Annotated in this window: 14 protein-coding genes; 2 read left to right on the top strand and 12 right to left on the bottom strand. The window is 69.0% G+C overall.

What is annotated here, in order from left to right; genetic code table 11:
- Positions 1–183 precede the first annotated feature (183 nt).
- Positions 184–2,823 carry an FtsX-like permease family protein gene (locus tag QQZ11_RS08390; protein WP_284549813.1) on the top strand — a complete coding sequence of 880 codons (2,640 nt, stop codon included), beginning with the start codon at positions 184–186 and terminating at the stop codon, positions 2,821–2,823.
- Position 2,824: 1 nt separating this feature from the next.
- Here the strand turns inward: QQZ11_RS08390 and QQZ11_RS08385 are convergent, their stop codons facing one another.
- From QQZ11_RS08385 to QQZ11_RS08340, 10 genes are all read right to left on the bottom strand, one after another.
- A complete protein-coding gene (locus QQZ11_RS08385) occupies positions 2,825–4,078 on the bottom strand; it encodes an MFS transporter (protein ID WP_284549812.1) in 1,254 nt (417 codons plus the stop codon).
- 130 nt (positions 4,079–4,208) lie between these two features.
- Entirely contained in the window at positions 4,209–4,811 is a 603-nt protein-coding gene (rplQ, locus tag QQZ11_RS08380; protein ID WP_284549810.1) for a 50S ribosomal protein L17, read from the bottom strand.
- 62 nt (positions 4,812–4,873) lie between these two features.
- A complete protein-coding gene (locus QQZ11_RS08375) occupies positions 4,874–5,899 on the bottom strand; it encodes a DNA-directed RNA polymerase subunit alpha (protein ID WP_022910684.1) in 1,026 nt (341 codons plus the stop codon).
- A 220-nt stretch (positions 5,900–6,119) separates the two neighbouring features.
- Entirely contained in the window at positions 6,120–6,725 is a 606-nt protein-coding gene (gene rpsD / locus QQZ11_RS08370; RefSeq protein WP_284549809.1) for a 30S ribosomal protein S4, read from the bottom strand.
- 28 nt (positions 6,726–6,753) lie between these two features.
- A complete protein-coding gene (gene rpsK, locus QQZ11_RS08365) occupies positions 6,754–7,167 on the bottom strand; it encodes a 30S ribosomal protein S11 (protein WP_026378093.1) in 414 nt (137 codons plus the stop codon).
- A gap of 72 nt (positions 7,168–7,239) precedes the next feature.
- Complete coding sequence (gene rpsM / locus QQZ11_RS08360) at positions 7,240–7,614, bottom strand: 30S ribosomal protein S13 (protein WP_022910681.1); 375 nt, start codon at positions 7,612–7,614, stop codon at positions 7,240–7,242.
- A 303-nt stretch (positions 7,615–7,917) separates the two neighbouring features.
- Positions 7,918–8,031, bottom strand: coding sequence for a 50S ribosomal protein L36 (gene rpmJ, locus QQZ11_RS08355; RefSeq protein ID WP_020575560.1), 114 nt, complete (start codon positions 8,029–8,031; stop codon positions 7,918–7,920).
- A gap of 37 nt (positions 8,032–8,068) precedes the next feature.
- Positions 8,069–8,290 (bottom strand): translation initiation factor IF-1, encoded by a 222-nt coding sequence (gene infA / locus QQZ11_RS08350; protein WP_022910680.1) that lies wholly within the window; start codon positions 8,288–8,290, stop codon positions 8,069–8,071.
- A gap of 174 nt (positions 8,291–8,464) precedes the next feature.
- On the bottom strand, positions 8,465–9,415 hold the full coding sequence (locus QQZ11_RS08345) for an aldo/keto reductase (protein WP_284549808.1): 951 nt from the start codon (positions 9,413–9,415) through the stop codon (positions 8,465–8,467).
- Between the two features lie 24 nt (positions 9,416–9,439).
- Positions 9,440–10,885 carry a neutral zinc metallopeptidase gene (locus tag QQZ11_RS08340; protein WP_284549806.1) on the bottom strand — a complete coding sequence of 482 codons (1,446 nt, stop codon included), beginning with the start codon at positions 10,883–10,885 and terminating at the stop codon, positions 9,440–9,442.
- A 156-nt stretch (positions 10,886–11,041) separates the two neighbouring features.
- On the opposite strand from QQZ11_RS08340, the gene QQZ11_RS08335 reads away from it, so the two are divergent.
- The gene (locus QQZ11_RS08335; RefSeq protein WP_284549805.1) at positions 11,042–11,326 is read left to right on the top strand and encodes a YciI family protein; all 285 of its coding nucleotides are present in this window, start codon (positions 11,042–11,044) and stop codon (positions 11,324–11,326) included.
- Between the two features lie 18 nt (positions 11,327–11,344).
- Here the strand turns inward: QQZ11_RS08335 and QQZ11_RS08330 are convergent, their stop codons facing one another.
- Positions 11,345–11,722 (bottom strand): DUF1707 SHOCT-like domain-containing protein, encoded by a 378-nt coding sequence (locus tag QQZ11_RS08330; RefSeq protein WP_284549804.1) that lies wholly within the window; start codon positions 11,720–11,722, stop codon positions 11,345–11,347.
- Between the two features lie 4 nt (positions 11,723–11,726).
- Positions 11,727–13,799 (bottom strand): prolyl oligopeptidase family serine peptidase, encoded by a 2,073-nt coding sequence (locus QQZ11_RS08325; protein ID WP_284549803.1) that lies wholly within the window; start codon positions 13,797–13,799, stop codon positions 11,727–11,729.
- Positions 13,800–13,846 lie beyond the last annotated feature (47 nt).

The following is a 13,846-nucleotide window of genomic DNA, read 5'->3' as shown; positions in this document are numbered from 1 at the left end:
CCCGAGACGGGCCCCACGAAGTTGGCGAGCTGGGCGATCCTCAACTGGTCGGTGGGCACCCCAGCAGCTTAGCGATCCGCTCCCCGGTGCCGGGGCTGGGGCGCCGAGGCTGGGGTGCCGGGACTGGGGTGCCGGGGCTGGGGTGCCGGGGCTGCGGCACCCTGCCCGTGCCAGACTTGGCCCATGTCCGGAGCACCCCTCTCGTGGCGGCTGGCCCGCGAGGAACTCCGGCTGCAACCGATGCGCTTCGTGGCGACCCTGCTCGCCTCGACCATCGCCATCGCGTTCCTGGTCGCCACGCAGGTGTACCTCGCCACCGAGACCAGCGCCGTCAAACAGCGCAGCGCCGTCTGGGCGAGCCGTGCCGACGTCGTGGTCGAGACCCATGTCTGGAACAGTTGGCGCTCGCTCACCGACCGGGACGCGGGACTGGCCATCGCCGAGAAGGCGCTGGCGGCTGATCCGTCGGTCACCGCCGTCGAACGGTTCAGCCAACTCCGCTCACTGCTCACCCACGAGGGCTTCGGGGCCGATGTGATGCTCACCTCGACAGTGGGCACTCCAGCACTGCAGTGGTACAGGCCCGTGCAGGGCCGCTCCCCCGCCACCGGCAACGAGATCATGCTCACTCGTGAGGTGAGCCGCGACCTCCGGGTCGGCATCGGCGACCGCGTGCGGCTCAGCCGCCTGGCGGGGGGCGAACTGACGGTGGTGGGGCTGACCGATGACGGGGGCTACACCCGCGCCCCGGCCTATGTCACGCTGGCCTTCTTCCAGCGCCCCGACGTGGTGCTGCTGCCCCCTCCGCCAGGGACGATCGCGCGACCGGACGAGGCCGCCGAGCAGACACCCGGGTCGTCCGGCTCGGCCGTCGGGGTCGACCTGTTGGTGGCCTCCGCGAACCCGCCACAGACCGTTCAGCGGGTACAGCACGCTCTCACCGACCAGGTGATCCTGGGCTCGATCGCGAAGCCCTGGCTCGCATCCGAGGTGGTCGACAGGGCTGCGGCTGCCAGCCGGGGTGGAACGGTCTGGCTCCCGTGGGTACTGGTCGGTAGCGCGGCACTGGCCCTGTTCGTGGGTGCGCTGACCATCACCGCGACCCAGCGGATGCTGCTGACCGCCCGGCGCCGCAATCTGGCCCTGTTGCGGGCCGTGGGTGCCCATCGGGGGCAGGCCGCGCGGTGGATGTTGGCCGAGTCCACCCTGTTGTGGCTGGTCAGCGCCGTCCTCGCCATCCCTGTCGGCATCGGCGGGGCGTGGTTGGCCGCCGCCACCCATCCGGGCACGCTGGCCTTCGGTCTGGTGATCGGGTGGCCCCGGGTCGTGCTCGCCGTGCTCGCCACCGGCCTGGTGACCGTGGCAGCCAGCGCAGCGCCTGCCTGGCAGGCCTCGCGAGTGCCGCCGCTGGAGGCACTCAGCACGGTCGCACTCCTGCCGGGCGAGGGCAGACGACGCTTCAGCGACCTGGCCGTCACCGTCGCGGCACTTGTCGCCCTGACCGTCGGCATCGCCAGCGGTGCTCGCTGGTGGCCGACGCTGGTCGCGGGGGCCGTGCTGGCCGTCAGCCTGCTGCTGCTGATGCGTCCCACCGCCCGGGCAGCCGCCACGTGGATGGGGCGGGTCGCTCGCCGTCCGGTCACCGTGGTGGCATCGGGAAACCTCGCGCGCAACCCCGCCCGCACCGGCTCGGCGGTGGTCGCCATGGTCGTGCCGCTGCTGGTCTTCGCCGGGTTGTTGGCGGGAGCAAGTGTCGGACGATCGGGCGCCCACGCCCGGCTTGACCAGTTGTACCCGGTCGACCTGAGCCTCGCCTCGGCCAAGCTCGACCCCGAGTCGACCGACCCCGTCAACGGGCAGGTGAACACGGGGTCGAAGGACTCCGACGGTTACTACGTGGGCTTCGACGCGGGTGCCCTCGCCACCGTACGGGCCACGGCTGGGGTGAGGGACGCCGCCATGTTCCGCACCACACAACCCGTGACCATCCTCGCTGGCCCCGGCGTGTTCAGCACGCTGCCGATTGCCCAGTTCACTGCGGAGGCCAACCGTCTCGCACGGGGTGACGGTGCCATCCCCGAGGGCTGGATCGGTCTGCCCACGGACCAGCTGCGCAGCCTTCACGTGCAGCCGGGTGCATGGGTCGACCTCATTCCGGTGCTGGGCAACAAGCTGCGGCTGCGGGTCGGCGAGCTCAATCTCGGCCCGCAAGTCGCCGTGGTGGGTCCGTCGACCTTCGCGAAGCTCGGGATGGCCTCCAAGGACGGGCTGATGCTCGTCTCGCTCGAGCCACAGGCCACCACCAGCACCACCGTGGTCGAGTCACTGATGGCCCGGCTGCTGCCCGACAACCCGGCGCTGGCCGCCTCCGGGAACGTGCAACAGAAGGCCCTCGTGAACGCACGGATCAGCTCGGTCGTGACCCTGGTGAGCACCCTGCTGGCCATCGTCGCGGTCGTGGGCCTGGTCTCGGTGGCGAACACCCTCGGTCTGTCGGTGCTCGAGCGCACGCGGGAGTCGGCACTGCTACGCGCGCTGGGTGCGAGCCGGGACGACCTCAGACGGATGGTGCTGGTCGAGTCATTGCTGCTGGCGGCGGTGGCCGTCGTCTCGTCGGTCGTGGTCGGCACCGGGCTCGGCTGGCTCGGCGCGCAAGCCGTGGTGCAGCGGTTGGGCATGCCACCCGGTTCGTGGGGCACCTCGCCCACCCTGCTCGCCGTCGGGGCAGTCGGCACCGTCGTGACGGCCGCCCTCGCCTCCGTGGTGCCCGGAGCCATCGCCGCTCGGGCGACCCCGGTGCAGGCCTTGGCCGACGTCGGCTGAGTCAGCCGGCGGCTCGCCTGCGGACGAAGACCACCCCCAGCACGACAGCGATCGCCAGTGCGACCAGCCACAGCGCGCCCACCATGGCCGCCAGCCCGGGCCAGCGCGCGGCACTCCACACCGAGCCCGAGAAGGCGCCGGCGACCGACGAACCGACGTAGTAGCTGGTCAGGTAGAAACTCGCCGCCTGCCCGATCGGTGCACCGATGCGCGCGGCGCGCGAGGTGACCCATGCGCTCGCCACCCCGTGAGCGGCGAAGAACCCGGCCGTGAACATCACCAGCCCGACGATGATCACCCACAGCCGGTCGGGCATCGTCACCGCCAGACCCAGGCATCCCAGCAGCACCCCGACCGACACCACCGTCGGCGGTCCGATCCGATCGGCGAGCCGACCGGCGGTGGAACTGGCCACCGAGCCCATCACGTAACTGGTGAAGACGAGCGAGGCGACACCGACCGACAGGTTGAACGGGGACTGCACCAAGCGGAACCCGAGCACGTTGTAGACGCTGACGAAACCCCCCATCAGGCAGCCGACCACGACGTAGAGTCCCCACAGCACGGGATCGCTGGCCGCCTTGCCGGCGCGGACGAGCACGGCCCGAGCGCTGGCCTCGGCGGCCACGAACCGGGTTGATCGCGGCAGCAGCACGACCGTGGCGACGGCACACGCGACGCCGACCACGCCGATCGCGACCAGCCCGGATCGCCACCCCCACAGGTCGGCCACCAGACCGGTCACCAGGCGACCGCTCATTCCACCCAGCGCGTTGCCCCCGATGTAGAGACCGGTGGCCCGCGAGACGTGGTGGGGGTGAACCTCTTCCCGCAGGTACGCCGTGGCGACCGCAGGGAGCCCGGCCAGCGTGAAGCCCTGCACCGCGCGCAGCACCAAAAGCAGGTTCCAGTCGCCCACCAGGCCCACGGCCAGGCCCAGCGCGCCCGAGACGACGAGCGAGACCAGCATGGGGCGGGTGCGTCCCACCACGTCCGAGAGCGGACCCGCCACGAGCAGCCCCACTCCCAGCCCCAGGGTCGCGGCGGAGATCACCAGCGCCGCCTGACCGGGTGTCACGGCGAACGCGGTGGTCAGTTCGGGGAGCACGGCCTGAGGTGCGTACAGCAGGGCGAAGGTGGCCACCCCGGCCAGGAAGAGTGCGATCCGCAGTCGGGTGAATCCCGGGTCACCGGGTCGATGGCCACCCCTCCCGTCGCGGGCGGTGGACCTCCGGTCCTCCGGTGAGCTGCTCATGGTGCACCCCTCTCGGGTGGCTCGGGCACGGTCAGGGAACGCGAAACGCCCGTCCCCCCAGGGAACGGGCGCTTCGGTGTGCCTCGTGCGGCCGATGGGACGGCAGGCGCCGGCCCATCAGACGCAAGCGTCAGGCTTGGTCCTTGGCATCGCTGTCGGCGGCGGGAGCCCCATCAGCAGCAACCTCGTCAGCAGCAACCTCGTCAGCAGCGGTCTCGTCGGCAGCGGTCTCGTCGGCCGAGTCCTCCACGACGACCTCGTCGGCGGCGGTCTCGCCGACCACGACCTCCTCGGCAGGCGCGTCGGTGGTGGCCGACGCCTTGATCTGGTCCTTGGTCTCGTCGGCCGAAGCGGCAGGCGCCGACTTCTTGGCGACGGCCTCGGTCACGATCTCGAGGATCGCCATGGGGGCGTTGTCACCCTTGCGGGGCCCGATCTTGGTGATGCGGGTGTAGCCACCGTCGCGACCGTCCATCTTCGGGGCGATCTCGTGGAACAGGATGTCGACGACCGACTTGTCGGTGACGACGGTCAGCACCTGGCGGCGGTTGTGCAGGTCACCGCGCTTGGCCTTGCTGATCAGGCGCTCGGCCAACGGACGAACGCGCTTGGCCTTCGTCTCGGTGGTGGTGATGCGGCCGTGCTCGAACAGCTGGCTGGCGAGGTTCGCCAGGATGATCCGCTCGTGGGCCGGGGTGCCACCGATGCGGGGACCCTTCGTGGGCTTGGGCATTGTTCAAATCTCCAGTGGTGTTGCCTCGAGGCCGTTCAAGGACCACGAGGAGGGGGTGCGGATCAGTACTGCTCGGTCTCGGCGTAATCGGTGTCGTCGGTGTAGCCGTCCTCGTCGTAGGCCGTGACGGCAGCCATCGGGTCGAAGCCCGGGGCGGAGTCCTTCAGGGCCAGACCGAGCTCGGCCAGCTTCTGCTTGACCTCGTCGATCGACTTCGAGCCGAAGTTGCGGATGTCGAGCAGGTCCTGCTCGGAACGGCTCAGCAGCTCACCGACGGTGTGGATGCCGTCACGCTTGAGGCAGTTGTACGAACGCTGCGACAGGTTCAGGTCCTCCACCGGGAGGGCGAGGTCCTGGGCCAACTGCTCGTCGACCGGCGACGGGCCGATCTCGATGCCCTCGGCGTCGACGTTGAGCTCGCGGGCCAGGCCGAACAGCTCGACCAGGGTGCGCCCGGCCGAGGCGACGGCGTCGCGGGGAGCCATGGACTGCTTGGTCTCGACGTCGACGATCAGCTTGTCGAAGTCGGTGCGCTGCTCGACGCGGGTGGCCTCGACCTTGTAGGTGACCTTCAGCACCGGCGAGTAGATCGAGTCAACGGGAATCCGACCGATCTCGGCGTCGGGGTTCTTGTTGAGCACGCTCGACACGTAGCCGCGGCCGCGCTCGACCTCGAGCTCCATCTCGATCTTGCCGTTCTCGTTCAGGGTCGCGATGTGCAGGTCGGGGTTGTGCACCTCGACACCGGCGGGGGTCTGGATGTCAGCAGCGGTGACTGCTCCAGCGCCGGACTTGTTGAGGTACATGCTGACCGGCTCGTCCTCCTCGGACGACAGCACGAGGCCCTTGAGGTTGAGGATGATCTCGGTGACGTCCTCGACGACACCCTCGAGGGTGGAGAACTCGTGCTGGTTGCCCTCGACCTTGATGCTGGTGACGGCGGCGCCCGGGATGGACGACAGCAGGGTGCGGCGCAGCGAGTTGCCGAGCGTGTAGCCGAAGCCGGGCTCCAGCGGCTCGATGATGAAGCGTGAACGGTGTTCGTCCACGACCTCTTCCGACAGGGTCGGACGCTGAGCGATGAGCATGTGTGTTCCTTTCCGCATCGACCACCATTTGACGATGCGAGCAAAGATCCGCCCGAGGGCGGCTTCTGATCCGCGACTGCGTGTGCAGGGCGGGTGTGCCTGGTCCCGCCGGGGTGAACCGGCGACGAGTCGGCTGGGGCGTGACCCCCGGGCACACCGGACGAGACGACAGAGCGAATCCGGCGGCTCGTCGGGTGTGACCCGGGGCCACGCCGTCAGGTCACTTCGAGTAGAGCTCGACGATCATCTGCTCCTGCACGTCGACCGTGATCTGGTCGCGAGTGGGCAGCTGGTGCACGAGGATGCGCATCCGGTTGGGGCGCACGGTCAGCCAGGCTGGCACCTCGCGCTCGCCGTGGGTCTCACGGGCGATCACGAGGGGGGTCAGGTTGAGCGACTTCTCGCGCACGTCGATGATGTCGTGCGGGGTCACGCGGAACGAGGGGACGTTCACCTTGTGGCCGTTCACGGTGAAGTGGCCGTGCACGACCAGCTGGCGGGCCTGACGACGGGTCGAGGCGAATCCAGCGCGGTAGATGACGTTGTCGAGACGCGACTCGAGGATCTGCAGCAGCAGCTCACCGGTCTTGCCCGAGGTGTTGGCGGCCTCGGAGTAGTAACGACGGAACTGCTTCTCGAGAACGCCGTAGGCGAAACGCGCCTTCTGCTTCTCGCGCAGCTGCTGCGAGTACTCCGAGTCCTTGGTGCGGCCGCGGCCGTGCACGCCGGGGGCGTAGGGGCGACGCTCGAAAGCCTTGTCATTGCCCACCAGGTCGGTGCCGTAACGACGAGACTTCTTGGTGATGGGGCCGGTGTAACGGGCCATGGTTCAAATCCTTTTCGTGAGTCTCGGGTCAGTTGCGACGGGGCTTGGGCGGACGGCAGCCGTTGTGGGCGACCGGGGTGACGTCGGAGATGGCTCCGACCTCGAGGCCCGCGGCGGCCAGTGAACGGATGGCGGTCTCACGACCCGAACCCGGGCCCTTGACGAACACCTCCACGCGCTTCATGCCGTGCTCCATGGCACGACGAGCGGCCGACTCGGCGGCCATCTGGGCGGCGAACGGGGTCGACTTGCGCGAACCCTTGAAGCCGACGGTGCCGGCCGATGCCCACGAGATCACGGCGCCAGCCGGATCGGTGATGGCGATGATGGTGTTGTTGAACGTGGACTTGATGTGGGCCTGCCCGGCCACCACGTTCTTCTTTTCCTTGCGGCGCACCTTGGTCTTGGCAGACGCGGCGCTCTTACGGCTTGCAGTAGCCATGAGTCTTGGTCTTCTCCTGAAATCTTCGGACGAGAGGGAGTCTTCGTGTGAAGGTCAGCCAACGCAGCTGCGTCAGCGAACCTTCTTCTTCCCGGCGACGGTCTTCTTCTTGCCCTTGCGGGTGCGGGCATTCGTCCGGGTGCGCTGACCGCGGACGGGCAGACCGGCGCGGTGACGACGGCCCTGGTAGTTGCCGATCTCGATCTTGCGGCGGATGTCGGCAGCCACCTCGCGGCGAAGGTCACCCTCAACCTCGTAGTTGGCCTCAATGTGGTCACGAAGAGCAACCAGGTGCTCGTCTGTGAGCTCGTGGACTCGCAGGTCACCGCTGATTCCGGTGGCCTTCAGGGTCTCCAGGGCGCGAGTGCGTCCCACGCCGAAGATGTAGGTCAGTGCGACCTCGAGGCGCTTCTCGCGCGGGAGGTCGACGCCAATCAAACGTGCCATGGTGGCAGTTCCTTAGGTGGTCTCGGCCCCGACTCCCCCTGTTTCCCGCAGGGTTGTGTGTGGAGTGCGGTTTGGTCTGGCCGCGAAGGTGTCTGCGTGCCGCGTCCCCTGGTCGCCCGTGCCCGGGTTGGTCGCCCGGGTGGGTGCATCGTCGGACTGTGCTGACGATGGGGGCCCCGGCCTTCGTCCGGGGGTGGGACCGGAGTGTTCCTCCGGCCGTGCGTGCACGTTTGGGTGTTGAGTTGTGTCAGATGTTGATCCGTGGAGGGCGAGCCTGCGGCCCGCTCACGCACCGGCCGGGGCTCAGCCCTGGCGCTGCTTGTGACGCGGGTTCTCGCAGATCACCATCACGCGACCGTGCCGGCGGATGACCTTGCACTTGTCACAGATCTTCTTGACGCTCGGCTGAACCTTCATCGAGCTACTTTCTGATCGAACTGATGGGTTGGGTTGATCACCTGTGGCGGAAGACGATACGGCCGCGGGTCAGATCATAAGGAGAGAGCTCCACCACGACCCGGTCAGAGGGAAGGATGCGGATGTAGTGCTGCCGCATCTTGCCACTGATGGTCGCGAGGACCCTGTGCCCGTTGGCCAGCTCAACGCGGAACATCGCGTTGGGCAGGGCTTCGACCACGGTTCCCTCGAGTTCGAGGGCTCCTTCTTTCTTCGCCATTGCGTCCTAATCGGTTGGTGTGTCCTCGGGATGAGGGCACGGGAGTACCCCCGTGTGGGGGCATGACCATTCCGGCCACAGTTGACCGACGCCCCACTCTACGCCGGGGGCCGGGTACGACCCAAATCGGACGACCCCCGAACCCGCTCCCCGAACCCCGCCCCTCGGACGCCGTCAGCGGAAGAGCACGTCGACCTGTGCCAGGAACTCGGGTTCGAGGGCTCGACGGCCCGCTGCGGCGTTCGCCCGCACCTGTTCGGGACGAGTGGCCCCGGCGATCACCGAGCTCACCCCCGGCTGGGCGATCAGCCACCCGATGGCCGCCTGCACCATGGGCACGTCGGCCCGCTCGCACAGCAGCCGGAAGTCCTCGAGCTGGTCCCAGTCGACCGCCTCGAGTCGCTCGGGGCGCTGCTCGAGACGGGTACCAGTGGGCACGTGGTCCCGGCGGTACTTGCCGGTGAGCAGACCGCTGGCCAGCGGGAAGAAGGGCAGCAGACCCAGACCGACCTGGCGCATGGCGGGCAGGTCGGCTGCCTCCAGGTCGCGCTCCATCAGGGAGTACTGGTTCTGCGCGCTGACGAAAGCGGTCAGCCCGTGCTCCTTGGCGACCCGGTCGGCCTCGAGCACCTGCTCGGCGGTGAACTGCGAGTGGCCGATGGCTCGCACCTTGCCTGCCTTGACCAGACCGTCGAGCGCGGTCAGTGTCTCGACGATGGGTGTCTCGGGGTCCGGGGTGTGGATCTGGTACAGGTCGATGGCATCGATTCCCAGCCGGGACAGCGAGGCGTCCACGGCCCGGTTGATGTAGTCAGCGGCACCCTTGGCCCCCCATCCGTCGGCCCCCGGCGCGGTGGCGTGCTGGTGGCCGAACTTGGTCGCCACGACCACCTGCGCCCGACGAGTCGGCGTGAGCACCTGACCGATCAGTTCCTCGGATCGTCCGTCGTTGTAGATGTCGGCCGTGTCGATCAGGGTGATCCCCTCGTCGATGGCCGCGCCGATGACGGCGTCGGTACCGGCGCGGTCGGCGGTGGCCGAGCCGGGTCGTCCGAAGTTGTTGCCTCCCAGGCCGACGATGCTGACCTGGGGACCTGATCCGAGCGGGCGCATGGCAAGAGTCATGGGCACCAGCCTAGTCAGGCGGTGTCAGGAGACCTTGGCCGCCGGCACCGTCCAGGTGTTGCAGCCGCCCACGTTCACCATCGAGAACCCGCGTCGACCCCAGTAGTCGTTCGACTCCGCGTCACCGTGGTCCGAGTCCTGCTCGCCCTGTCGGAACCAGCGCACCATCAGGGAGTAGTCGCGGCTGGTGAACCCCCAGGCGGGCGTGGTGGAGAGGATCCTCGAGGTGATGCACAACGTCTGCAGCTCGATCCGGCGAGTGCCCTCGTCGTCGTCCATGCCCCCCTGGACCAGCATGTACTCCGACTGCAGGATGCCCGCAGACGCCTGCACGTGGTGGAAGAACTCGTGGCTGATCGTCTCGGGCAACCGCAGGCGCCACCACTGGTTGGACTGCTGACTCAGGTTGGTGTGCACGTAGATGGTCGGCCGGGTTCGCGACGGGCAGTAGAACGAAACCTCCTGGGCCGTGACACTGCCGCACTCAGAGGTGGCGGAACCGCTGAAGAAGACCACCCTGGGTTTGGAGTACGTGACGCCGATCGCGGTCAGCGCCGGCAGCCAACGCTTGTACTCGCAGTCGACCAGTCCTCCGACCAAGGTACGGTAGGCGGCCCCGGAGGGGATCGGGTCGGGAAGCCGAGGGCAGGCGGCGGTGGCGATCTTCTGGGAGTACAGCCGATTGCGCTGCACCGTGACCCAGTCGGAGCCCGTCCTGGTCGATCCCGGGAGCGGCCCCCAGTCGACCCTCGGCACCCCCGGGGGCGGCGAGTTCGTCGTCCGCGGCGCGGTGGTCGGCTTCGTGGTGCCCTGACCCGAGGGGACGACGCTGGTCGTCCGCGTAGGGCTGGAGCCGGGTGTGGTGGGGGCACCGCTGGGCGGGGCGGTGGTGGGCGGCGGCTGGGTCGCCGGGCCCTGCGGGGTCTGCACCGTCACGGGCCCGAAGGAGGTGGCCAGGTCACGCTTCAGCCACGACCACCCGACCACCGCGAGCGACACCACCAGCACCACTGCGAGCGTGTTGATGACGATCGCGCCTGCGGACGTGCCACGACCGGGACGCCCGCCGCCCGCCTGCCGTGACGGCAGGTAGGGGGCAGTGGGGTACAGGTCCGACCAGAACTGGGGTTGCTGCGGGGCCTGCTGTGGCCCCGAGCAAGGGTTGGGCGGGGGGTACTGCCCGTACTGGCCCTGTGGGGAGGAGTACTGGCCCTGGGTGGGGTACTGGCCTTGGGCGGGGTACTGGCCCGGGTGCCCGTACTGGCCCGGCTGCCCGTACTGGCCCGGCTGCCCGTACTGGCCCGGCTGCCCGTACTGACTCCGCTGCCCGTACTGATCAGGCTGTCGGGGCTGGCCTGAGCGTGGCTGCTGGCCGGGTTGGGAGTACACACCGGGCACGTCGGACGAGCTCGAGGGCGGCACCCACGACCCCGGAGGGGGCGGCGGCCAGCCACCACGCGGTTCGGTCACGGCGCTCCCCTTTTCTGCCCCCCTGCTTGCACCCATGATTCCAGTCGGGAGGGCCGGATTCCAGCCCCATCACGCTCCCCGGACGCCACTTGAGTGGGCATTCTGCGAAGTCGGGTCCGGGACGACATCCCCGCCCCGCCCGCTAGGGTCGGAGCCATGGCTTTCTCCGTGGTGACCTACACCTACCTCAACGCTCCTGACGCCTTGGCCGAGGTGCGGCTCGAGCACCGGGCGTTCCTGCGAGGGCTCGCCGACCAGGGCACCCTTGCCGCTTCCGGGCCGCTCAACGACAGCCCCGAGGGTGCGCTTCTGCTGTTGCGCATCGACGACACCGACGAGGCAACCGCGCTGCTCGCCGATGACCCCTTCCAGCGCGAGGGCCTCGTCACCGAGGTGAGCGTGCGCTCCTGGGATCCTGTGATCGGCGTCTTCGCCGAGTGAGTCTCCTGACGACGCTGCTCAGAAGATGAGCACGGCCAGGATCGCGAGCACCAGGGCCAGGGCGGCGATCCCGCCACCGATCATCACGGCCATACCTGCCCGCAGCGCCGGGCGGGTGGGGGTCAACTCCCCCGGGGGCGGGCCGGACGTCCCCTGCGCGACGATGGCTGGCGAGTTGTAGGTCTGCTTCACCGGAAGTCGCTCGACCACCGGCAGCAGTTCTCCCAGGGTTCGGGCGCCGAACACTCTGTCGAGCAGTGGCTGGTAGTCGTCCACGTCGATGTCACCGGCCGAGTACGACTCGTTCAGTCGGCGCACGAGGTCTTCGCGTTCACCATCGCTCACGGGCAGGTGGGCTTGGCTGCGGTACTTCGACGAGATCGGCAGGTTGCTCACCCCCTCAGTCTACGTGGGCGCCCGGCACCGACAGCCCTGTGAAGTGCGCCGCCCAGGCGAGCACGTCGGCCCATTCGTCCGCCACCATCCCGAGCGGTTTGCCCGGCCCGTGGCCTGTGGCCGTCTCGATCCGGCTGACGATGGGCGCGTGCCCGCCCTGGGCAGCCTGCAGGGTCGCCGTGAACTTGTGGCTGTGGGCCGGCACGACCCGATCGTCGTGGTCTCCCGTCACCACCAGGGTGGCCGGGTACTGGGCGCCGGGGCGCACGTTGTGCAGCGGCGAGTAGGACAGCGCCACTTCGAAGTCGTCGGGCAGGTCGGGGTTGCCGTAGTCCGAGGTCCAGCCCTTGCCGACCGTGAAGGTGTGGAACCTCAGCAGGTCGAGCACACCGACCTGGGGAATGCTGGCCGCCCAGAGGTCAGGGCGCTGGGTCAGCGTGGCACCCACCAGCAATCCCCCGTTCGAGCGACCGTAGTTGGCGAGTTGCCCGGCCGTCGTCACACCCGTGGAGATCAGGTGCTCCGCGACGGCGATGAAGTCATCGAACACCCGCTGTTTGTGCTGCTTGCGGCCGGCGTCATACCAAGCCGTGCCGTACTCGGAGCCGCCGCGCAGGTTGCAGATCACCAGCACACCGCCGGCGCGGAGCCACCCCTCCCAACCCGGCCGGTGATCGGCCAGGATCGGGATGTGGAAGCCGCCGTAGCCGTACTGCAGCGTGGGGCGCGTCTGGTCGAAACCCAGGTCAGCGCGGCTGATCAGGAAGTAGGGCACCTCGGTGCCATCGGTACTGGTCGCCCTTCTGCGCTCGGTGCGCACCTGCAGGGGCTCGGACGAGCCCGCCACCCCCGGCAGGTCGGTGACCCGTCCGCTGGCGGCATCGAGCAGGTGGCTGGTGCGCGGCGAGTTGACCGACGAGAACCCGAGCAGCACCTCGTCGGAGTCACGTTCGGCTGACAGCGCCATCAACTGGCCGCCCGACAGCGGTACTCGTCCGAGATCGGCTCCGGTCAGGTCGTGGCGACGAAGCACCGGTTGCGCGTCCTCCAGCGTGTGGACGACCAGGTGTGCCCGGCTGAAGGCCACCTCCTCGATCGGCCACTCCCCCTCGGGCACCAGCGTGCGCGAGCGCCCCGTGGACAGGTCGACCCGGTCGATCCGGCCCATGGGCGAGGAATCGGACGTGAGCACGAGCAAGTCGTCCCCGTCGACACCGATGGGTTGGCGCCAGGCCGATCGGTTGCCGAACAGGGCTCGCAGCTCACCGACTCCGGCGCCATCGACAGGGGCCACCAGGATGTCGCTGAGCCGCTCGGTGCCCAGCATCGTGGTCACCGTGAGCCAGGCATGTCGCTGGCCGGGGGCGCGCAGCACCTGGGACCAGGCGTGCAGGTCGGGGTCACCCGCCCGCCACAGTTCCAGGTCGTCTGAACCGTCGAGCAGGTGGCGCTTCAGCACAGCCTCACCCATGGCCTTGGTCTCTGTTCCGGTGGCGTCCCCGGAACCGGGGTGGTCGAACCACAGGTACCCCGACGAATCGGGCAACCAGTCAGGACGGGCGAACTTGCCCGTCACCTCGTCGTCGCGCAGCGTGCAGGTGTGCAGGTCGAGCACCCGGATGCTCGTCCAGTCAGATCCGGCGACGCTGACCGTGTAGGCCGCCAGCTGGCCGTTGGGGCTGACCGACACGGTGCCCAGCGAGGTGGTGCCGTCCTCCGACCAGGTGCTGGGGTCGAGCAGCACGGGTGCCGCGCCGCCGAGCACCTCGTCGAGGTCACGACTGGCGACCACGGAGTCCTGGGGCTGGCCACCGTCGTTGGTGCTGCGCAGGTACCAGCCGGACTGCCGGTCCGGTGTCCCGCGTCGTTCCCGGACGACGATCGAGCGCATCAGGTCGCTGAAGTGGGCCCGCTCGGGGATCCCAGCGAAGACCTCCTCACACCAGTCACGCTGCGCCTCGACCCACTGCTGGGTCGCGGTGGAGTCCGGGTCCTCCAGCCACCTGTAGGGATCGGCGATCCGGTGGCCGTGCAGGGTCTCGACGAGGTCATGGGCCACTGTCTGGGGGTGGGGCATGCGACCAGCCTAGACAGTGGCACCGACAAGGGGCGGCCGGAAAACCG

Source organism: Aestuariimicrobium sp. T2.26MG-19.2B, from assembly GCF_950101875.1.
Classification (GTDB): domain Bacteria; phylum Actinomycetota; class Actinomycetes; order Propionibacteriales; family Propionibacteriaceae; genus Aestuariimicrobium; species Aestuariimicrobium kwangyangense.
The sequence above is the reverse complement of the archived record's forward strand: the minus strand, read 5'-3'. Positions and strand labels throughout refer to the sequence as shown.

Coding starts and splice junctions, on each gene's coding strand:
- QQZ11_RS08335 (WP_284549805.1), top strand. CDS start 11,042: ATGGCTTTCTCCGTGGTGACCTACACCTACCTCAACGCTCCTGACGCC.
- rplQ (WP_284549810.1), bottom strand. CDS start 4,811: ATGCCCAAGCCCACGAAGGGTCCCCGCATCGGTGGCACCCCGGCCCAC.
- QQZ11_RS08375 (WP_022910684.1), bottom strand. CDS start 5,899: ATGCTCATCGCTCAGCGTCCGACCCTGTCGGAAGAGGTCGTGGACGAA.
- rpmJ (WP_020575560.1), bottom strand. CDS start 8,031: ATGAAGGTTCAGCCGAGCGTCAAGAAGATCTGTGACAAGTGCAAGGTC.
- rpsK (WP_026378093.1), bottom strand. CDS start 7,167: ATGGCTACTGCAAGCCGTAAGAGCGCCGCGTCTGCCAAGACCAAGGTG.
- rpsM (WP_022910681.1), bottom strand. CDS start 7,614: ATGGCACGTTTGATTGGCGTCGACCTCCCGCGCGAGAAGCGCCTCGAG.
- QQZ11_RS08325 (WP_284549803.1), bottom strand. CDS start 13,799: ATGCCCCACCCCCAGACAGTGGCCCATGACCTCGTCGAGACCCTGCAC.
- infA (WP_022910680.1), bottom strand. CDS start 8,290: ATGGCGAAGAAAGAAGGAGCCCTCGAACTCGAGGGAACCGTGGTCGAA.
- rpsD (WP_284549809.1), bottom strand. CDS start 6,725: ATGGCCCGTTACACCGGCCCCATCACCAAGAAGTCTCGTCGTTACGGC.
- QQZ11_RS08345 (WP_284549808.1), bottom strand. CDS start 9,415: ATGACTCTTGCCATGCGCCCGCTCGGATCAGGTCCCCAGGTCAGCATC.
- QQZ11_RS08385 (WP_284549812.1), bottom strand. CDS start 4,078: ATGAGCAGCTCACCGGAGGACCGGAGGTCCACCGCCCGCGACGGGAGG.
- QQZ11_RS08390 (WP_284549813.1), top strand. CDS start 184: ATGTCCGGAGCACCCCTCTCGTGGCGGCTGGCCCGCGAGGAACTCCGG.